This window comes from Lysinibacillus sp. NPDC094177, assembly GCF_050279145.1.
Taxonomy (GTDB): Bacteria; Bacillota; Bacilli; order Bacillales_A; family Planococcaceae; genus Lysinibacillus.
Genome location: NZ_JBNNTW010000009.1, coordinates 139,497 through 161,043, shown reverse-complemented (window position 1 = coordinate 161,043; position 21,547 = coordinate 139,497). Strand labels below are relative to the sequence as shown.

The 21,547-nt window shown below is 36.4% G+C and carries 17 protein-coding genes; 15 read left to right on the top strand and 2 right to left on the bottom strand.

Annotated elements, in window-relative coordinates:
* The first annotated feature begins 593 nt into the window (after positions 1–593).
* From ACQKNC_RS15695 to ACQKNC_RS15675, 5 genes are all read left to right on the top strand, one after another.
* Complete coding sequence (locus ACQKNC_RS15695) at positions 594–1,535, top strand: YybS family protein (RefSeq protein WP_427425728.1); 942 nt, start codon at positions 594–596, stop codon at positions 1,533–1,535.
* Between the two features lie 12 nt (positions 1,536–1,547).
* The gene (locus tag ACQKNC_RS15690) at positions 1,548–3,521 is read left to right on the top strand and encodes a DHH family phosphoesterase (protein ID WP_427425727.1); all 1,974 of its coding nucleotides are present in this window, start codon (positions 1,548–1,550) and stop codon (positions 3,519–3,521) included.
* Entirely contained in the window at positions 3,518–3,964 is a 447-nt protein-coding gene (gene rplI / locus ACQKNC_RS15685; protein WP_427425726.1) for a 50S ribosomal protein L9, read from the top strand. Before ACQKNC_RS15690 ends, rplI begins: the two co-directional genes overlap by 4 nt.
* A 13-nt stretch (positions 3,965–3,977) precedes the next feature.
* A complete protein-coding gene (gene dnaB / locus ACQKNC_RS15680) occupies positions 3,978–5,339 on the top strand; it encodes a replicative DNA helicase (protein WP_427425725.1) in 1,362 nt (453 codons plus the stop codon).
* Positions 5,340–5,698: 359 nt separating this feature from the next.
* On the top strand, positions 5,699–6,988 hold the full coding sequence (locus ACQKNC_RS15675; protein WP_427425724.1) for an adenylosuccinate synthase: 1,290 nt from the start codon (positions 5,699–5,701) through the stop codon (positions 6,986–6,988).
* A 379-nt stretch (positions 6,989–7,367) separates the two neighbouring features.
* Here ACQKNC_RS15675 and ACQKNC_RS15670 read toward each other — a convergent pair whose 3' ends face one another.
* Positions 7,368–8,288 carry a YitT family protein gene (locus tag ACQKNC_RS15670; protein WP_427425723.1) on the bottom strand — a complete coding sequence of 307 codons (921 nt, stop codon included), beginning with the start codon at positions 8,286–8,288 and terminating at the stop codon, positions 7,368–7,370.
* A gap of 275 nt (positions 8,289–8,563) precedes the next feature.
* Between ACQKNC_RS15670 and ACQKNC_RS15665 the strand changes: the two genes are divergently transcribed.
* The 9 genes from ACQKNC_RS15665 (at position 8,564) to rlmH (ending at position 18,737) form a co-directional block, all read left to right on the top strand.
* Positions 8,564–10,024, top strand: coding sequence for a peptidoglycan DD-metalloendopeptidase family protein (locus ACQKNC_RS15665; RefSeq protein ID WP_427425722.1), 1,461 nt, complete (start codon positions 8,564–8,566; stop codon positions 10,022–10,024).
* A 233-nt stretch (positions 10,025–10,257) separates the two neighbouring features.
* Positions 10,258–10,971, top strand: coding sequence for a response regulator YycF (yycF, locus tag ACQKNC_RS15660; RefSeq protein ID WP_427425721.1), 714 nt, complete (start codon positions 10,258–10,260; stop codon positions 10,969–10,971).
* Between the two features lie 6 nt (positions 10,972–10,977).
* The gene (gene walK / locus ACQKNC_RS15655) at positions 10,978–12,843 is read left to right on the top strand and encodes a cell wall metabolism sensor histidine kinase WalK (protein WP_427425720.1); all 1,866 of its coding nucleotides are present in this window, start codon (positions 10,978–10,980) and stop codon (positions 12,841–12,843) included.
* Positions 12,840–14,159: a YycH family regulatory protein gene (locus ACQKNC_RS15650; RefSeq protein ID WP_427425719.1), complete on the top strand. Its 1,320-nt coding sequence runs from the start codon at positions 12,840–12,842 to the stop codon at positions 14,157–14,159. Before walK ends, ACQKNC_RS15650 begins: the two co-directional genes overlap by 4 nt.
* Positions 14,146–14,976: a two-component system regulatory protein YycI gene (locus ACQKNC_RS15645; RefSeq protein WP_427425718.1), complete on the top strand. Its 831-nt coding sequence runs from the start codon at positions 14,146–14,148 to the stop codon at positions 14,974–14,976. Before ACQKNC_RS15650 ends, ACQKNC_RS15645 begins: the two co-directional genes overlap by 14 nt.
* On the top strand, positions 14,976–15,764 hold the full coding sequence (locus ACQKNC_RS15640) for an MBL fold metallo-hydrolase (RefSeq protein WP_427425752.1): 789 nt from the start codon (positions 14,976–14,978) through the stop codon (positions 15,762–15,764). Before ACQKNC_RS15645 ends, ACQKNC_RS15640 begins: the two co-directional genes overlap by 1 nt.
* A 236-nt stretch (positions 15,765–16,000) precedes the next feature.
* The gene (locus tag ACQKNC_RS15635; RefSeq protein WP_427425717.1) at positions 16,001–17,293 is read left to right on the top strand and encodes a S1C family serine protease; all 1,293 of its coding nucleotides are present in this window, start codon (positions 16,001–16,003) and stop codon (positions 17,291–17,293) included.
* A gap of 709 nt (positions 17,294–18,002) precedes the next feature.
* Positions 18,003–18,167, top strand: a complete 165-nt coding sequence (locus ACQKNC_RS15630) for a CxxH/CxxC protein (protein ID WP_427425716.1) — start codon at positions 18,003–18,005, stop codon at positions 18,165–18,167.
* Between the two features lie 90 nt (positions 18,168–18,257).
* Complete coding sequence (gene rlmH / locus ACQKNC_RS15625) at positions 18,258–18,737, top strand: 23S rRNA (pseudouridine(1915)-N(3))-methyltransferase RlmH (protein WP_427425715.1); 480 nt, start codon at positions 18,258–18,260, stop codon at positions 18,735–18,737.
* 166 nt (positions 18,738–18,903) lie between these two features.
* Here the strand turns inward: rlmH and ACQKNC_RS15620 are convergent, their stop codons facing one another.
* Positions 18,904–20,295, bottom strand: coding sequence for a PLP-dependent aminotransferase family protein (locus tag ACQKNC_RS15620; protein WP_427425714.1), 1,392 nt, complete (start codon positions 20,293–20,295; stop codon positions 18,904–18,906).
* Between the two features lie 113 nt (positions 20,296–20,408).
* Between ACQKNC_RS15620 and ACQKNC_RS15615 the strand changes: the two genes are divergently transcribed.
* Complete coding sequence (locus ACQKNC_RS15615) at positions 20,409–21,368, top strand: proline dehydrogenase family protein (protein ID WP_427425713.1); 960 nt, start codon at positions 20,409–20,411, stop codon at positions 21,366–21,368.
* Positions 21,369–21,547 lie beyond the last annotated feature (179 nt).

The following is a 21,547-nucleotide window of genomic DNA, read 5'->3' as shown; positions in this document are numbered from 1 at the left end:
TACGTTGATGAATCATTTTTATCCATACTAATTAATTGCTCCGTGCAGGGTCTCGTCTGTCTGGCTTTCCTCGCGGGAGTCGAGTAGCCTTACGCTACAATCAGTTAAAAATGGGTATACATTAGCAGAATAATAATCCCGCTCTATATATTACCATTTGCCATTAGTATAAGAATTTATTACACTTTTAAGTGACATGAATAAAGAAAAAATAAAATGTTAGAGATTGAGAAACAAAATGCTATCGTATTTCTGAAACGTATGAATGAGAAGAACAATCGACTAAGTAACATTTTTAAAAACAAAACGGCTTATAATCATTTCGATTAAAAGCTTTTTTTTATGTATGAATAACTGTCGTAAGCTGCTCGTTTTTTTGTAGTTCAATATATAAGAATCTATATCAATGAATGAATTTGTTATGCTTTTTCGGTAAAAAATCTCCTATATAGCTATGTATTTTAAGCTTTAGTCATTGGTTCTACAAAATTAATGACAAAGCATATAGTTGTTCTTAGCGTTTTTTGTTCACTAACCCGAAAAAATGGTACAATAAAGGTCAGTAAGTTTGACTGAAAAAAGGAAGGTTTTCAATGCCGAATAATCAAACAAAGGCGCTTGTACAAGGCTCAATGATGGTCGCAATCTTTACGATTCTAATGCTGATTTCTGCATATGTACCATTCATTTTTATAGTAGGTCTCATGTTTGCTCCACTACCGATTGCTTGGTATAGCGCAAATTACAAGCGTTCCTCATCAATACTCGTAGCAGTAGTAGGCTGTATCTTAACCACTTTAACGAGTGGCATAACTATGTTACCATTTGCCTTTATTTTGGCATTACTTGGTGTCGTAATAGGAAGTGCAATTAATCTAAAGAAGAGCAAACTTTACCTATTCATGTCATCTGGAGTTGCCGTTCTTCTGTCAATGGCAATTGTCTATGTAGCTTATGTTCAATTTGCTGGTATCAATATAATTAGCATGAGCACAGAGCTTTTACGCGAAAATTATGAGCAATCAAATGAACTTGCAAAAACTGTGACAGGTCAAGTAATGTTTCAGCCAGAGATAATTGAGGCTATGTTAAAAACAATTGAGCTGACAATACCTGCAACAGTAACAATCTCTGCATTTATGACAGCATTTATTATTATAACGTTAAATTTACCTGTATTAAAACGTCTTGGTTTAGACGTACCAAAATTTGCACCGTTCCAAAACATGCGTCTACCACGATCTATTTTATGGTATTACATGATTGTTATATGCGTTAATTTATTTGTGCGTCCAGAATCTGGATCTACATTAGGTATTATTGTTTTAAATGTTTCTTATATTTTATGGATGTTATTAATTCTGCAAGGGATTTCCTTTTTACATTACTTTATTTCTAGAAAGGGAATGCCCGATGGTGTCAAATGGATTGCTACTTTGTTAGCCTTACCACTATCATCCTTTATGATATTGATAGGCATTGTAGATTTAGGTTTCGACGTACGTTCACTTGTGAAAGGGAAAACTAAAGAATGAGGGGCTGATGTAATGGGGACTTTTAGAAAACGACCAATCCGCTATCCGCTTTTTGTTCTTTCCATTTTTGGCATTGTGACGTTCGTGCTTCTATGTATTTGGAATATCGGGATAGGTATCGGTTATGGAGTAGGTTTTGTTCTATTAATGGCCTATACGTGGAAGGTAGAAAAGGTTACCTTTGATGAAACAGAAAGGCATATTGAATCCATCTCTTTCCGCATGAAAAAAGTAGGGGAAGAGGCATTACTTGAAATGCCAATTGGGATTTTACTTGTCAACGATCAATATGAAATAGAATGGTCGAATCCATATATGCAAGGCGTTTTAAATATGGAGAATTTAGTGGGTGAAGGGATCGTTAATATATCTGACGACATTTACGTGCTAATGAAGACCGAGGAGACAAACGAAGAAACGATAACGCTCCGTGATCGTAAGTATCGAGTTTATTATAAAAAAGAAGAGAATTTATTATATTTCTTTGATATCACTGAGCAGATAGCTATTGAAAAACAATACTTTGCAGATCGTACAGTTATTGCAATTTTATTTGTTGATAACTATGACGAAATTACGCAAGCAATGGATGATCAGCCACGTAGTTTAACGAATACGATGGTGACATCAATTGTTAATGATTGGGCGGCAGAGCAAGGGATATTTGTGAAGCGAATATCATCCGATCGTTTTTTAGCTGTATTAAACGAATCTATTTTAATGGAACTTGAAAAGAAAAAATTCGCTATTTTAGATACAATTCGAGAAAAAACAGCACAAAAAAATATGTCATTAACATTAAGTATTGGAGTTGGCGCAGGATCATCTTCATTAGTAGAGCTTGGTGAACTAGCACAATCAAGTTTAGATCTTGTTTTAGGCCGTGGTGGTGATCAGGTTGCTATCAAGCAACCTTCAGGGAAGTTAAAATTCTATGGCGGGAAAACTAATCCTGTTGAGAAACGTACACGCGTTAGAGCACGTGTTATTTCCCATGCATTACGTGATTTAATTCAGGATAGTGACCAAGTATTTGTTATGGGACATAAAAACCCTGATATGGACTCTATTGGTGCCTCTGTTGGTGTACGTAAAATGGCACAAATGAATGATGTGAAGGGCTATGTGATCGTAAATTTTGAAGAATTAAACGGAAGTGTAACACGTTTAATGAATGAAATTGAGAGTAAATCGGATTTCTATGAACATTTCCTAACACCAGAGGAAGCTGCGGCAAAAATGACAGAAAAATCATTGCTCGTAATTGTCGATACGCATAAACCGGATTTAGTCATAGATTCACACCTATTGAGGTTGGCAGAAAAAGTTGTGGTAATTGATCACCATCGTCGAAGTGAGGATTTTATAGAAAATCCAACGCTTGTTTATATGGAGCCATATGCATCGTCCACTGCTGAACTTGTGACAGAGTTACTCGAGTATCAACCAAAACGTGCGAAGATTAATATGCTAGAGGCTACTGCATTGCTGGCAGGAATTATTGTCGATACGAAGAGTTTTACATTACGTACAGGAGCCCGTACGTTTGAAGCGGCTTCTTATTTACGGACAAATGGTGCCGATACAGTGCTAGTACAGAGATTATTAAAAGAAGATGTAGATACGTATATTGAACGTTCTAAAATAGTGCAAACTGTTAAGTTCGTGAAACCAGGTATTGCTATTGCTGTAGGTGAGGAAGCGAAAGTGTATGATTCTGTGCTAATTGCGCAAACAGCAGACATTTTACTAACAATGAAGGATGTTGGTGCTTCTTTTGTCATTGCGCATCGTTCAGATGGCAAAATCGGCATAAGTGCAAGATCACTTGGCGAAGTAAACGTGCAGCTTGTTATGGAGAAGCTAGGCGGCGGCGGGCATTTAACTAATGCAGCTTGCCAAGTCGAATCAAATTCCATTGCTGGAGTAAAAAAATATTTAGAAGAGGCCATAAATGAGGTACTCGAAGGGAGTTCTGAATCATGAAAGTAGTATTTTTAAAAGATGTTAAAGGAAAAGGGAAAAAAGGAGAAATAAAAAATGTAGCTGATGGCTATGCACAAAACTTCTTGATTAAAAATGGTTATGCTGCTGAAGCAAATGCACAAGCATTAAGTCAATTAGATGGTCAAAAGAAATTAGAAGCTAAAAATGCAGCAGCAGAATTGGCTGAAGCGGAAGCATTAAAAGAAAAATTAGAAGCTTTAACAGTAGAGTTAAAAGCAAAATCAGGTGAAGGTGGTCGCCTATTTGGTTCAGTATCTTCAAAGCAAGTTGCCGATGCACTTCAAAAAACGCATGGCATAAAAATTGATAAACGTAAAATGACTTTAAGTGATGGAATTCGTGCACTAGGCTTTACAAATGTACCTGTAAAACTACACCATGAAGTATCTGCAACATTAAAAGTTCATGTAACGGAAGAATAAGGGGCGACGATCCATGAACGAACCGATGATGGATCGCGTTCCACCGCATAACCGGGAAGCGGAGCAATCGGTTATCGGTGCAATTTTCCTCGATCCTCAATCGTTAATCACTGCATCTGAAATTTTGCTAGCAGATGATTTTTATCATAATGCACATAAGACAATTTTCGAAACGATGCTACGTTTAAGTGATCAAGGAAAAGCGATAGATGTTGTAACAGTTACTGAAGAATTATCAGCTAAAAAAGAAATTGAGGATGTTGGCGGGCTATCGTATTTACTAGAGCTCGCCAATGCTGTCCCTACGGCTGCTAACGTCGCACACTATGCGAAAATTGTCGAAGAAAAGGCTCTATTACGTCGTTTAATTCGTGTAGCTACTAAAATAGTAGAAGATGGCTATACACGTGAGGATGAGGTAGAGGCATTACTAGGTGAAGCAGAGAAGAAAATGATGGAGGTAGCCAATCGTAAAAATGCGGGTGATTTTAAGCATGTTAAAGACGTTTTGGTGGAAACCTTTGATAACATCGAAAAGCTTCAATCACAAAAAGGTGATGTTACAGGTATTCCGACAGGCTTCCGTGACTTAGACAATATAACAGCTGGCTTCCAGCGCAACGATTTAATTATTGTAGCGGCACGTCCTTCTGTAGGGAAAACAGCCTTTGCATTGAATGTCGCACAAAGTGTTGCCGTTCAAGCACGTGAAAATGTTGCGATCTTCTCATTAGAGATGGGTGCTGAGCAACTAGTTATGCGTATGCTTTGTGCAGAGGGAAATATAGATGCACAAGTTTTACGTACAGGTGCTTTAACAACGGAAGATTGGGGTAAACTAACTATGGCAATGGGGAGTTTATCGAATTCCGGAATTTTTATTGATGATACACCAGGTGTACGTATCAATGAAATTCGAGCAAAATGTCGACGTTTAGCACAGGAGAATGGCCTCGGGATGATTTTGATTGATTATTTACAGCTCATTCAAGGTAGTGGTAAGCCAGGGGAGAACCGTCAGCAAGAGGTATCTGAGATTTCACGTTCATTAAAAGGCTTAGCACGTGAGTTAAAGGTTCCAGTTATTGCATTATCACAGCTATCTCGTGGCGTTGAGCAACGTCAAGATAAACGACCAATGATGAGTGACTTACGTGAATCGGGAAGTATTGAGCAAGATGCTGATATTGTTGCCTTCTTATATCGTGATGATTATTACGATAAAGAATCTGAGAGTAAAAATATGATTGAAATTATTATTGCTAAACAGCGTAACGGTCCAACGGGTACAGTTACACTTGCGTTTAAAAAAGAATTCAATAAATTCATTAATGTGGATTGGTCGCAAATGCCGCCACCACCGCCACGTGATTAAATATTTATTTGGCTCATCACCAATAGTTGGAGATGACATTTGTTAAAACGTCTGTCATGTATATAAGTTGATTTTCGTTATGGTAATGAGATAAATGCAAATATAGTTCTTTTCATGTTTGGCCAAACACTGATTGAAAAAGAGGAATTTAATGTTTGCGATTATGCCGAGACAGAATTAATCTGAATGTTAGATAATATTCATATCATTCTGTTATTAAACACGAACGTTGAATCATATTTTTTGATTTTATGTTCGTGTTTTTAAGTATTTTTGTTGACTAGGCGTTTCTATCATTGTTACAATAATTAACGGCTTAAAAATTGAGATACAAATCGTATCTAACGGAGGTGCTGACTATGACATCAGTTGTAGTTGTAGGAACACAGTGGGGAGACGAAGGAAAAGGTAAAATTACGGATTTCCTTTCACAAAAAGCCGATGCAATCGCTCGTTTTGCAGGCGGTGATAATGCAGGACATACTATTAAATTTGATGGTGAAACTTATAAGTTACATTTAATTCCATCAGGTATTTTCTATAAAGAAAAAACTTCAGTAATAGGAAATGGTTTGGTTGTTAATCCAAAGTCATTAGTTACTGAGCTTAGAGGCTTACAAGAGCGTGGAGTTGATACAGATAATTTACGAATTTCTAATCGTGCGCATGTTATTTTGCCATATCATATAAAGCAAGATATCGCTGATGAGGAAAGCCGAGGCGATAATAAAATTGGTACAACTTGTAAAGGGATTGGACCATGTTATCAGGATAAAGTAGCACGTATCGGTATCCGTATGGCTGATTTACTAGACAAGGATGTATTTGAAGAAAAACTACGTCAAAATTTAGTAATTAAGAATAAATTATTTGAGAAATTTTACGAAGTTGAAGGCGTAACATTCGAAGAAATTTTCGAGGAATATTACAGCTATGGACAAGAAATCGCAAAATATGTAACAGACACGTCGAAAATCTTAAATGATGTATTAGATGAAGGCGGAAAAGTGTTATTTGAAGGAGCACAAGGTATTTTACTTGATGTCGATCAAGGTACGTATCCATTTGTAACATCATCAAATCCTGTTGCCGGCGGTGTAGCGATTGGTGCTGGTATTGGTCCTTCACGAGTTTCAAATGTTATTGGTGTATCTAAAGCCTATACTTCTCGTGTTGGCGATGGACCGTTCCCAACTGAATTATTTGATGAAGTAGGTCAACAAATTCGTGAAGTTGGTCGTGAATACGGTACAACAACTGGCCGCCCACGTCGTGTAGGTTGGTTTGATACGGTAGTTGTGCGCCACTCACGCCGAGTAAGTGGTATTACGCATCTTGCGCTTAACTCAATTGATGTTTTATCTGGTTTAGAAACAGTTAAAATTTGTACAGCGTATAAATATAAAGATCAAACTATTACTGAGTATCCAGCAAATCTTCATATTATTGAACAATGTGAACCAATTTATGAAGAGCTTCCAGGCTGGTCAGAAGATGTTACAGGCTGCAAAACATTAGAAGAGCTACCTGAGAATGCACGACGCTATGTAGAACGCGTAAGTGAATTAACTGGTATTGAAATCGCTACTTTCTCTGTTGGTCCTGCACGTGAACAAACGAACGTTTTAGTGGACGTTTGGGAAGCATAATAATTGTAATTAAAAAGGACGTGCCATAAACGGTACGTCCTTTTTTATAGTATTGAAAACAAAATGTTCAGGGGAATATTGTCTATAAGTTGTAGCGATTTTTATATTTGTGTAGCTACGCTTTGCAAAGAACATCTTTTATGAACGCTATGTTTTCCTATATTATCACTATAAATTAGAGTGAAACTATGCTAGAAGATACAATGCTAAGTGAAGCGGCTTATCGGACGCCCCAGGAAGCGCGAAAGCGAAGCGGCAGCGATAAAAGCGCTCAGTCAGAACGGAGATCAACCACTCGTTTTGCCGAAGAGCCATACTTTATTTGATAGATGTTACAACATTAAAAGGTCGTGCCATATACGGTACGACCCTTTTGTCATTAGTGAATATCTCTCTTCTTGAAGCGACCGCCTTTAACCTCTGCAATATTACCAATTGCTAGGAATGCATGATCATCAATTTCAGCGACGATTGATTTAAGCTTCGATTCCTCTAATCGAGTAATGACAGTAAAAATAACTTTTTTATCATTACCAGTATAAGCCCCCTCACCATGAAGGAATGTTACACCTCGACCAAGTCGGTCCATAATGGTCTGTCCGATTTCATCAATTTCGTCACTGATGATATAAACAGATTTTGATTCCTCCATTCCTTGAATAACGATGTCAATCATTTTATAAGCAATATAGTATGCCAGGATAGAGTACATTGCTTGTTCCCATGTGAATACGAATCCTGCTACCGTAAAGATAATTAAATTGAAGAACATAATAATTTCACCAACAGAGAACGGTGTTTTTCTGTTAAATAAAATAGCTAAAATTTCTGTCCCATCTAACGAACCACCATAGCGAATGACGATGCCTACACCAATACCTAAAATCATGCCTCCAAAAACTGTGGCCAATAGCGTATCTTGAGTAAACGGGTGAATGTTATGTAAGAAAAGTGTTGTTAATGAGAGTACTGTAATTCCGAGTCCTGTGGAAAGTGCAAAAGTTTTACCAATTTGTTTATAGCCTAAAAAGATAAAAGGTAAGTTTAAAATGAAGATGAAAATACCAAGAGGTAAATTTAATAAATGAGAAGTGATAATGGAAACACCTACGATTCCACCATCCATAATGTGATTTGGTACTAAAAATAGCTCCAGCCCTAGTGCCATAATGACTGCACCTAAAGCTACCATAATGGTCCTAATTATAAGTTTACGAACTGTATTCTTACGGTGAGGCTTTCTTTCTTTAGGGGTTATTCCAGAGGTTTGTGAATCATTCAAATTAATCGCTCCAATCAACTAGTCTATCCTACTTCTATTTTATCTGAATATTACAAAAGTAAAAAGTAATAAGTCTAAAATCATAGTAAAAATAAATGAATAGAATACACGGGTTTATTTAAACGCTACAAAAATAGGAATTATGTAACAATTAGTAGAGAAATAATACATTTACATTACAAAAAGATGAAAAAAGTCAAACCATATTTTCTTTATGGTACATTATAGTGGTGCAAAAAATCTTTGTGGGTAATTAATCCTACAATAGGTTAAAGTTGGAAGGAGCTTTATTGATGAGTTCGTCTTGGTTTCGAAAAAAGAAAAACAATAGATTCAATGACAATTTTTCTTCAATTAAAAAGGTATCAATTATTACAGTTTTAATGACAAGTTTAACGTTAAATGTAGGTTTTGCAAAAGAAAATCATAAAGAAGATTTAAATAAAATTTATCACGTTTATGTGGGAAATAAATATATAGGTGCAGTCTCTAATGAGAAAGCTATCGAAGAAATCATTTCTTCAAAGGAAAAAGAAGCAAGTCAACAATACAAAGAGCTATCTATCGATGCTAGTTCTTCTGTTAAAATAATCCCAGAAAAAGTATTTAGTAATCAAACTAAAGACGTGGAAATTTTGAAGAAATTTGAGCAATCTTTAGTGATTCAATCTCCAGCTTTCACATTATTTGTAGATAATAAGCCTATAGTTTCTTTGAAAGATGCAAAAGCCTATGAAGATACTATTCGTATGCTAAAGCTACAATATGTTTCACAGCAAGAGCTAAATAGTTTATATGTTAACCAGCAATCTACGAGTATTCCACCTTTACAGACTGGTGAAGAGCGACTTTTAGATGTTTCTTTTAAACAGGATGTATCTGGTGTGACACAAAAAGTAGCACCAAATACTATTGTAACGCCTGAGGAAGCTGTGAAATATGTAATGACAGGCTCTCTTGAGCGAGAAACTTATAAAATCCAATCAGGTGATGTTTTAGGCTCGGTTGCCCAAAAACATGGATTAACTACAGCTGAGCTATTAGCGTTAAATCCTAGTATCACTGTTGATACAGTTTTACAGATCGGACAAGCATTAAACGTTACAGTCGCTAAACCATTTGTAACGCTTGAAGTAAAGCAGGAGAAGAAAGTTACTGATAAAATTCCGTTTAAGAAAATAATTGAAGAAGATCCGACAATGTATAAAGGTGAAAAAGTGATAAAACAACAAGGCGTTAATGGAAAAAAAGAAACATCTTATTTATTAACGTCTGAAAATGGCACTCGTATATCCAAAGTAGCGTTAAAAGAAGAAATCATACAACAACCCGTAGAGGAAATTGAAGTAGTTGGTACGAAAGTGATTTCTTCACGGGGTACAGGTGAATTTACTTGGCCAACAGTAGGTGGCCATATTTCAAGTGGGATGGGTCAACGTTGGGGCGAATTCCATCGTGGTATTGATATTGCCCGTCCTAGTAATTATAATATTTTAGCTTCAGATAATGGTGTTGTTGTCGCAGCTGGTGTCTCTGGTAGCTACGGTAATCGTATCGTGATTAATCATAATAATGGCTATACAACGCTTTACGGACACCTATCTTCAATTAAAGTGGAAGTAGGACAAGTGGTAGAAAAAGGTTCTGTTATAGGTATTATGGGCTCTACTGGAAATTCAACAGGTACACATCTACACTTTGAAGTTGAGAAAAATGGCTCTTTAGAAAATCCATTATCATATGTAGGGCGTTAATCAATTCGAATAGAAGACAGTCCAAAATAGGGCTGTCTTTTTGTATACTTCGTATATAAATTTATTTTATTTCCCGAGAAATATTTGTCGAAATATAGTTCGATACAATATCGTATAATGTCTTATGATTTAGAATAATGCATAGAAGCTAAAAGCATGGTAGAGTTAAGAGTAGTAACTTTAAAAATACACAACGTTTAATAATAGATAAATAACGAAAGGGAGAAGAGAATATGGACAAAACAATTTTAGTTGTTGATGATGAAAAACCAATCGCAGATATTTTACAGTTTAATTTAATAAAAGAAGGCTACAAAGTTATTTGTGCCTATGATGGAGATGAAGCACTAGTAAAGGTTGAGGAAGAGCAACCAGATTTAATGCTTTTAGATATAATGTTACCTAAGCGTGATGGAATGGAAGTTTGTAGAGAAGTGCGAAAAAAATATGATTTCCCTATCATTATGCTAACTGCAAAAGGCTCTGAGATTGATAAAGTATTAGGACTAGAAATGGGCGCAGATGATTATGTAACAAAGCCATTTAGTACACGTGAGCTTATTGCGCGTGTAAAAGCAAATATGCGTCGCTTACAGGTAGTAGCCCCTACCGCCGAAGATGCTGAAGAAGAATCCAATGAAATTGTAGTAGGCTCTCTTGTTATTCAGCCAGATGCTTACTTAGTATTGAAGCGTGACGAAGCAATTGAACTAACGCATAGGGAGTTTGAACTATTACATTACTTAGGTAAGCATATCGGTCAAGTCATGACGCGTGAACATTTACTACAAACTGTGTGGGGCTATGACTATTTCGGCGATGTACGAACAGTAGATGTAACTATTCGTCGTTTACGGGAAAAAATAGAAGACAATCCTAGTCATCCAGCTTGGATTGTAACACGCCGTGGTGTAGGTTATTATTTACGAAATCCTGAACAGGAGTAAAAAGGAATGCAGAAAGTAAGCTTCTTTAAATCAATTCATGTCAAGTTAGTACTAATTTATATTTTATTAATCCTGCTTGCTTTGCAAATAATAGGTATCTATTTTGCACGTGAATTAGAACAAAATTTAAAAACCAATTTCCGAGAATCCATTTTTCAACGAGTTGATTTGATGCAATATAGCATTCGTGAAGAAATGTTAAAAGAACGCGATGAAAGTATGCCAACTCTTGAAGAGAGCTTAAAAAAAATTGTAATGGAGTTTTCCACGGGGTTGAAAGAAGTTTCTAATGGAGATATTTTAGAAATCCGTGTCATCGATAATAGACAGCGTATTCGAGCCACATCTGAGATAGACAATCAAAATTTGATTGGACAGCGCTCGAACAATGACCTCGTACGTCGTGCAATTTCTGCAGAAACATTATTTGAAAACATCAAACTTGATAATAAAACAAGGAATCGAGTGTGGGTGTTAGCTTCGCCAATTCGAGATGGCGTAGGTCCTGATGATGAAATTATTGGGGTACTCTACATTGAAGCTAATATTGAATCTGTTTTTGAACAAGTGAATGACATTAACCGTATTTTCCTTGGTGGTACAGCAGTGTCCTTGGTGATTACAATCTTTTTAGGAATCTTAGTGGCACGAACAATTACACAGCCAATTGCAGATATGCGTAAGCAGGCACAAGCGATGGCAAAGGGTAACTATTCCCGAAAAGTGCGGGTTTATGGTACAGATGAGATAGGGCAGCTAGCTATTACCTTTAATCATTTAACCAATCGCTTGCAGGAGGCGCAATCTACTACAGAGGCAGAACGACGAAAGCTCGATTCGGTCCTTAGTAATATGACGGATGGTGTTGTTGCGACAGATCGAAAAGGGCGCATCATTCTTATTAATGATCCCGCACTAGAGCTGCTGCATATTTCAAGAGATATTACATTAGGTCGTCCGATTGCATCTGTCTTAGGTATTGACCAAGAGTATAGTTTTGAGGATTTAATTCACATGAATGATGCGGTGAATTTAAATTTCAGTACAGCTGACGCACCGTATATTTTACGTGCGAATTTCTCTGTTATTCAAAAAGAAACGGGCTTTATTAATGGTCTAATTACCGTACTGCACGATATTACGGAGCAGGAAAAAATAGAGATGGATCGCAGGGAGTTTGTATCAAATGTGTCACATGAATTACGGACACCATTAACGACGATGCGTAGTTATCTAGAAGCGTTAGCAGATGGTGCATGGAAAGATGAAAATATTGCTCCAACATTTTTGAATGTCACACAAACAGAGACAGAGCGTATGATTCGCTTAGTGAATGACTTATTGCAGTTATCACGAATGGATAGTTCAGATTATGAGTTGAATAAAGACATTGTTCTATTCAATTCATTCTTTAACCGTATTATCGATCGCTTTGAAATGTCTAAGTCAGACAAAGTGATGTTTGAACGTTTATTCCCGGAGGCATCCTATTATGTAGAGATTGATACGGATAAGGTGACACAGGTTATTGATAATATCATTTCCAATGCTATTAAGTATTCACCAGATGGAGGTAATATTCGCTTTGGCTTTACAGCACAAGGAGATATGCTGAAAGTTATGATTTCTGATGATGGAATGGGAATTCCAAAGGAAAATGTAGGACGTATTTTTGATCGTTTCTATCGAGTAGATCGAGCTCGAGCTCGTTCTATGGGAGGCACAGGTCTAGGGCTAGCTATTGCCAGGGAAATGATTGAAGCTCATGGCGGTAAAATATGGGCTGAAAGTGAGGAAGGACATGGAACAACAGTTTTCTTCACATTACCACTTAATTTAGATGATTTTGACGAGGCAGGTGAGTGGGAATGAAATATATAGAACCAGTTAAATCAGTTGTTTTATTCTTACTCGTTATGCTAAGTGTGGTTTTAACCTTTATAATTTGGACATACACACCAGATTATAAATTTATTGAACAGACTGAAGGAAAAGAAATCCTAGTTGGACCTCAAAAAAAAATGGAGGATGTAATTCGTCCATATAAAGCTATTTACCGTTTTGATAAGGAATTTACGGGTACAGTTTCTAATGGCGTAATGGAAGATATTATGGAAGCACTTCAGGGATGGAATATCCTAGATTTAATGCCCGTTAACAATAACATTACGGCCGACTCTGTAAACGAGATGATTCGTACTAATAATTGTATGACTGTCTTTTTTACCGGTGAGATTCCTTATTCTGCCTTTAACTCAATTTTTCAGTTTTCCGATAAGGAGCTACCTGAAACAACCTTTAATCGTATGATTATAGATTGGAGTAATTATAATAACAAAGATTTACAGGTGTTTTTCATTAGTAGCAATAATGAATTATTGATGCGTTCACATGTAAGTCTAGAAAATGCTAATCAATTTGTACGAAATATTATTGAGCCAGCGAAAACTTACGGCACTTTTAAAGAAGTGGAGCGAGATGGCTTTACCTCACTATATATTGCTAACGATAAAATTGAATCAGCAAAATATACGTATTTTATCGAAGAAAAACCTGAATTATTTAAAAATGTGTTATTTACAAATCTAAACAATGTCTTGCGCACTGATGAAAGTGCAACAACTGAAAAATATCAAGATGGAATGTCACGGATGATGATTGATTCGAAATTGAAATCATTGACCTATGTATATCCAGCTGCAGAAAGTAGTGTAAGAATAGAGCCATCCAAGCTCTTGACGGATAGTTTTGAATTTATCAATGAACACGGAGGTTTTACATCGGATTATCGATATGTATCAACAAGTACAAGTAATAACCAATTAGATTATCAGCTATATTTACATGGATTACCGGTTTATAGTGATCAGGCAATAAACCGAATTACAACTGTTTGGGGAGATAATCGTATTTTCCGCTACAAACGTCCTTACTTTTCTTTTGAGAAAGACATTCCATCCGAAAAAGAGAGGAAAGAACTTCCGTCAGGGTCGGAAATCATTGAAAAGATTCAAAAGCTTAATAACATTGATTTATCAGATATAGATGACGTTGTTGTAGGTTTCAATTTAACTCATAATCAAAGTACAATAGTGACATTAGAGCCATGCTGGTTTGTTATTCGTAACGGTATATCAACGAAACTGACACCTGAATTATTAGGAGGTGTCAAAAATGGATTGGAATAGAACAAAGTCTATTTTTATATTCGTTTTTTTAATTTTAGATATCTTCTTGTATTCGATGTATTTAAATCGCTATAATGAAGCGCAGAGCGTGGAAATACTAGGTGAAAAAACAATAGAAGCCCGTTTAAAAGATGATAATATTACGTATGGAGCGCTGCCAAATAGTAATGAATCTGCTACTTACATTACAGGCAAAGTGCACATTTTTAAAAATGCTGATGATTTTACTGATGACAATCAGCGAATAAGTTTCACAGATGAGACACATGCACATGTACGTGCTACTTTTATCAATCCTGTGAAATTACGAAATATTGATGATTCAAGCTTTACCGAATTTGTCCATACAAACGTTAAAGATGGAGATTCTTATGCATTATGGAAGGTAGATCGTGAGGAACGAGTCGCAATTTTCTTCCAGAAAAAAAATAATCGAATGTTCTATTACAATGAGAGTGCCTTATTAAAAGTACGGTGGAATACAGATAATGAAGTGGTAACGTATGAGCAATCAATGATTGACAATATCGAAGAGATGGAGCAACAGGAAACTGTTATTCCACCACTTCAAATTTTCCAGACTCTTTATAATAAAGGGCTATTAAAGTCAGAATCTCGTATTACGCAAGTGAAGTTAGGTTACTCGACATATAGTAATTTAACGCAAACGCAAGTGTTAATACCAACTTGGGAAGTACAAGTGAAACTATCGGATGGCGAAATAGAAGAGTACTTCGTTGATGCTATTGATGGAAAAATTGTTGAAATCCAAGGAGACAAGAAAAAAGGCGAAGAGGAAGACTGGGGAGTTGAATGATGCAATTTAGTGTTTTAGCAAGTGGTAGTACAGGGAATTCGATTTATGTAGAGAATGATGATCATGCATTTATTGTCGATGCTGGTCTCAGTGGCAAAAAGATGGAGCAACTATTTACAAAAATCGACCGCAATATGAAACAGCTAAGTGGCATTTTTGTTACACATGAGCATAGTGATCATATTAAAGGAATAGGTGTATTAGCACGAAAATATAATGTACCTATTTATGCCAACGCCAAAACGTGGCAGGCGATGGACGGGCTAGTCGGTGAAATACCTTTAGAGCAACGTTTTGAATTTGAAATGGATACTGTAAAGCATTTTGGTTCATTAGCTGTTGAATCCTTTGCCGTATCACATGATGCAGCAGATCCAATGTTCTATAGCTTCCATGAAAATGGGCGCAAGCTTGTTGTTATTACGGATACAGGCTATGTCAGCGACCGTATGAAGGGTATCATTCGAGGTGCTGATTCCTTTGTATTTGAAAGTAACCACGATGTGAATATGCTGCAAATGGGGCGCTACCCATGGTCTATAAAACGTCGTATTTTAAGTGATGTAGGGCACGTTTCAAATGAGGATGCAGCAATAGCAATGAGTGAGGTAGTATTTGAAAAACCAACGAATATTTATTTATCACATTTAAGTATGGATAATAACATGAAAGAGCTTGCGCGCATGAGTGTCACACAAACTTTGCAATCTTGCGGCATTATTGTCGGAGAGTATTTAAATTTATTTGATACAGATGCAGAAGAGCCGACGAAATTAGTAACAGTTTAACTTCTTTCAGCAGATGTTATTTGTAGCGAAAGTAAAGCGTCAGTTACAAATAACGTGCGTTAATAATATCGACTTTATACAATAAAAAAATGAGGCTGTTCAATCACATTTTATAGAAAATGTGTTGAACAGCCATTTTTATGTCCATTTTATTTATTTTTCATCTAATTTTAATGTTTGAATCGTAATATTAGGGTAACAACTAACCAATACTAATAAGGGAAAGGATGAGGAGAATGAGCTATTTTCAAGATGATGATAAAAACAATGATTTACTAAAAAATGATGAAATACAGAAGTCACCTCTTCAGGAGCGACTCGAACGAGAGGAGAGAGAAATGCAAGATAAGCGTCATAAAAAGAAAGGCGGTGGCGGAGGTAAGGGTGGTTATTTTTTCACTGGTCTTATCGGTGTCATCATAGGCGCTTTACTCGTTTGGCTCATGATGCCTGGACTTGTCAATCAAATGCCAGGTACAACGACAAGTAACACAGGTAAAACAACCATTAATCAAGTTGCGACAGAAGTGACAACGGATGTTACGAAAGCAGTAGATAAGGCTTCTGGTGCTGTTGTAGGGATAACGAATATTCAAGAAGTGACAAGCGGCGGATTCTGGAGTCCACAATCCACATCAGACAAGCCTGCTGGAAGCGGCTCAGGTGTTATTTACAAAGTTCAAGGTAATAAAGCCTTTATCGTGACAAATAACCATGTTATTGAAGGTGCAAAACAGTTAGAAGTAACAATGCCAGATGGTACGAAAGAAGTAGCACAATTAGTTGGTCACGATGTTTGGACAGACTTAGCTGTCATTTCAATCAGCTCTAAAGATGTTAAGACAGTAGCGACATTTGGTAACTCAGATGTATTAAAACAAGGCGAAACAGTAATCGCGATCGGTAACCCACTTGGTTTAGAATTCTATGGCTCTGTTACTACAGGCGTTGTTTCTGGTAAGGATCGTTCTGTACCAGTTGACATCAACAATGATGGCACAATAGATTGGCAACAAGAAGTGTTACAAACAGACGCAGCCATCAACCCAGGTAATAGTGGTGGTGCACTTGTTAACCTTGCTGGTGAGCTAGTTGGTATTAACTCTATGAAAATTGCGGAATCCTCTGTTGAGGGGCTAGGCTTCTCAATTCCGATTAACTCAGCAATTCCAATTATCGAGGAATTAGAGAAAAATGGTGAAATGAAACGTCCAACAATGGGTATTCAATTAGTAGATTTAACGGATGTTCCATCATTCTACCAACAGCAAACGTTAAAATTACCAAAAGACTTAACAACAGGTGTTGTTATTACAGATGTAGTGGCTAACTCTCCAGCTTCAAAAGCGGGCGTTAAACAATACGATGTTATTGTTGAAATGGATGGCAAAAAAATCGAAACAGCAATCGATTTACGTAAACATTTATATAACGACAAAAAAATTGGTGATAAATTAACGATGAAAGTATATCGCCAAGGTAAAATAGTGGATCTAACACTAACATTAACAAATAGCGATTCATTATAAATTAAAAATCAGTGGGGATTATAGGTCCTCACTGTTTTTTTGTTTTTGAAAAAAGTATGGTTCTTCGGCACAGCGAGTGGTTGATTTCCGTTCCAGTTGGGCGCTTTTATCGCTGCTGCTTCGCTTTCTCACAGAATACATGCAGGGTCTCATCTTGACGCTGTGATCTGATCCCTAAGGAATCGCACAGTCTCTACTCAACTATTTCACTTAGCATGTACCTTCTTGCATGTCACTAATTTGTAGTGATATGACGAAGCTTCGATAACAATACTTGATTTGTATGAAAGTGCAGTGCTAACGAAGCGGCGGCATTTATGTTGATCATGATGAGTAGCGAAAACGTTCACTTTTGAAATGCATAAAATTTATAAAAGTTCTACCCTTTAGCCGCAGTGCAAAGCTTCTGCGGTAAGCAAGTAGTCTGTAGCAAAGTATACCCTAGCCACAACATTCACAAAGACTTCCTTGACCATTTTTTGTGGACAGAAATATGTTTGAAAGAAAAGTCGACTGAACTAACAAGAATGATTTAGAAAATATTGTGGATAACTAGAAAATTTTGAATAATAACATTTACACGGCGAGAGGCGGTAGAAAGCCTATTCTTCCATACTCGCCTGTCCTTTGTTACAATAGATTGTGGATAACATAGACTGAATTGTGAATAAGTTTGTGGAAATTTCGGAAAATAAGAAGAGGTGTAAAAATGGAAAAATACAGCTGTGAAAACCATATAGAACACGCTTTAGACATGTTTGTGGCAGAGCAAAAAGAGTTCCCAATTATGGATAAAATCGAAGAGAATAAAAAGTTATCCACAAAATGTAGCTACTGTGAACTACCTGCAGAATATCTTGTATCAAGTAAATAACTTTACACAAGATATAGGAATCACTTGTGGATATGTTGATAACTTTTGTGGATAATTTGTTTGTAAATGAATTGTAAAGGTGGATAACGTGTGAATATAACGATTGTATCAGTCGGAAAACTAAAAGAAAAGTACTTAAAAATGGGAATAGATGAATACGTAAAACGTCTCGGTGGCTATGCAAAAATGGATTTAATTGAAGTACCAGATGAAAAAGCACCCGAGCAGCTAAGCGAAGCAGAAATGGAAATCGTAAAGAAAAAAGAAGGTGAACGTATTCTATCTAAAATCGGCCCAGATACATACGTTATCGCCTTAGCCATTAACGGCAAAATGAAAACCTCTGAACAAATGGCGGCAGACCTTGAATCCCTCATGACCTACGGCAAAAGTAAAATCGCGTTCGTCATTGGCGGCTCCCTTGGTTTACACGATGATGTGTTGAAACGAGCTGATGAGCTACAATCCTTTGGAAAGATGACATTACCGCATCAGCTAATGAAGCTTGTTTTAGTAGAGCAGATTTATAGAAGCTTTAGGATTATGAAGGGTGAACCGTACCATAAGTAAAGTCGGTTTTTGCTTAAGCTGATATTTCAGCTTAAGCTTTTTTATTTTGAAATGAATATAATTTACAGCGGCATGGGAGAATCATCTAAGGAATCTACTGAAAGGGGCAGTGGATACGATATGGCGATTGGATGGTTTTTCAATAGAAGCTAACATAGATATTCTCCTAATTATTGATTGCTTGAAATAGTCTAGTGACGCCTAGTTCAATTTCATTTTTTTGTAAATGACCGTAGCCAATAATTAATTTGTTATTATAAATTCCCTTCTTGATTGTATGATCCTCTACAGGGTAAACCTTTACACCAAATTGTTCAATTTTCAGTAATAAGTTTTGCGTAAATTCTATCTTCTCAAACTCTGCAATTAAATGCATACCTGTAGAGTAGCCGAATATCTTTACTTTATGTGAAAAAGTTAATTGTAAACATTGAATAAGAAAATCACGTTGACTTTTATAAAACTTTTTCATTTTTGTGATATGTCTTTCCATGTAGCCCTCCTGGATAAAACGAGAAAGGGTAAGTTGGTCCAAGGAAGGTGTGTGTAAGTCTGTAAACCATTTCAATTGGCGACATTTTTCGATAAGCTGTGTTGGAAGGACAATGTATCCTATTCGTAGTGCCGGAGAGAGAATTTTACTAAAAGAGCCGATGTAGAGAACAAGCTCTGGATCAAGGCCCTGCAAAGAGCTAACAGGTGGGCCTTCGTAGCGAAACTCACTGTCATAATCATCCTCAATTAAAAAGCAATGATTCTTTCTAGCATACTCAATTAATTGAATTCTACGTTGAATTGTTAATGTACTTCCTAATGGAAATTGGTGAGAGGGTGTTAGAAAAACTAGTTTAGGGTCCATATTGTCTGGTAATAGGGTTGTTTTCATTCCCAATTCATCTACTGGTATTGGATAGATTGTGGCACCAGAATTCTTAAAGATGGTTTGAATATCATTCGTAATAGGATCTTCCATAATAGCTATATCATTAGGTGATAACAGCAATCTCGATACAAGCATCATTGCTTGTGTAGCACCAGATGTAATGATAATTTGCTCTGGATGACATTCAACGCCCCTTGTTTTTAATAAGTAATATGCAAGAGTTTGCCTTAATTCTATGCGCCCCTCTGGAACTCCATATCCCAAAGTGGAGGATTCACTATCGTGCCAAAGTTGATGACTTATCTTTGCCCATGTTTTACGAGGAAACAAGTTGAGTGCAGGGATACCCGAGCGAAAATTTATAACTTCTTTCCCTGCTATTAAATCTCCTACTTTATTTGTAATAAAAGGCTTTGTCTGTTGTGTTAATAACGCACCCTCTGCAACAAATGTACCAGCTCCTCTTCGTGCAATTAAAAACCCTTCGGCCAGTAACTGATCGTAAGCTTCTAAAATGACATTCCTTGATACTTTTAATTCTACTGAAAGCTCGCGTGTTGATGCTAGTTTTTCACCTGCATGGAGGTGTCCACGTAAAATTTTTTCCCGTATTTGTTGATAGATTTGACGATTTAAAGGAATATCTAATGCTCGATCAATAGGTATCCATAACATTTTTCATTCCTCCTATTTGAAAGTGGTACCTTTAAAATCTCCTTAAAGTGGTTCTACAGTAACCAATTATATCATGATAAAGTATTTATCAATATCCAAGAGGAGGAATAAATATGAAAAAAGCAGAAGAATTAGTGATTCAAGCCTTAAAAAGCGCAGCACGAGATGAGCGCTTGAAATATGCTGTGCAACAATCAACGGAGCTCTATCCGTTATTATGGAAAGCAGCAAAAAGATATGTAACAGGAGAAAAGAGAGAGGATGTCATCACGGTTGCACGTGAATATCTCGATGATAATTATAATATCTCCATAGAATATATTGGGGAAAATACAACCGATTTATGGGAATGTGAAAGGGCAAAGGATGAGCTTTTACAAGTAATTGAGGAAATGGGGAAATTGTCTTTGAAGCAAACTGTATCATTTGATTTATCTCATATAGGCCTTTCTATTAACGCTGAGATTGCATATAAGTACCTTGAAGAGCTTGCACAAAAAGCTCAGCGGTATGGAATAACTTTGATGATAAGTATGGAAGAATCCTCTAAGACAAGTGATATTCTCACTCTTTATAAAAAAATAGCAACAAACTATACAAATGTTGGAATAACTATACAAGCTCATCTTTATCGTACAGAGGTAGATTTACAAGAACTTATTCAATATCCAGGAAAAATAAGACTTGTAAAAGGGGCTTTTCAAGAGCCTGTTGATATAGCCATGATCAGATCAGAAGAACTGAATAGCCGTTATCTTGAGTATGTTGAACAGTTAGTGAATGCGAATCATCCGATATCAATCGCTACGCATGATGAAATGCTTATTCAAGAGATAGAGCGACGTCAATACCTTGATAAATCGAATGTTGAAGTAGAGATGCTTTATGGTGTACGTCCAGAGTTACTCAATGAGTTAAGAACGAAGGAATATCGTTGTAGAGTCTATTTAACGTATGGGAGTGAGTGGTATTTATACCTTTGTCATCGAATTGCAGAACAACCAGAAAATTTATATTTAGCAATAACTGATATTATTAATGAATCTATTAGAGCAAGTAGTGTAGTAGATTGAATAGATGGATTTGTACTAACAGTTTAATCGTAAACTCTTTGCAATTTCTGATAATCGGAGTTGTTTATGTCTGAATGAGGACAAAAATAAAGACAAGGTGTTAATAAATCAGACCAGATACGGACAAAAATATGAAAAACTTGTCTATAAATAAGAATCTAATGTAACTCAAATAAAAA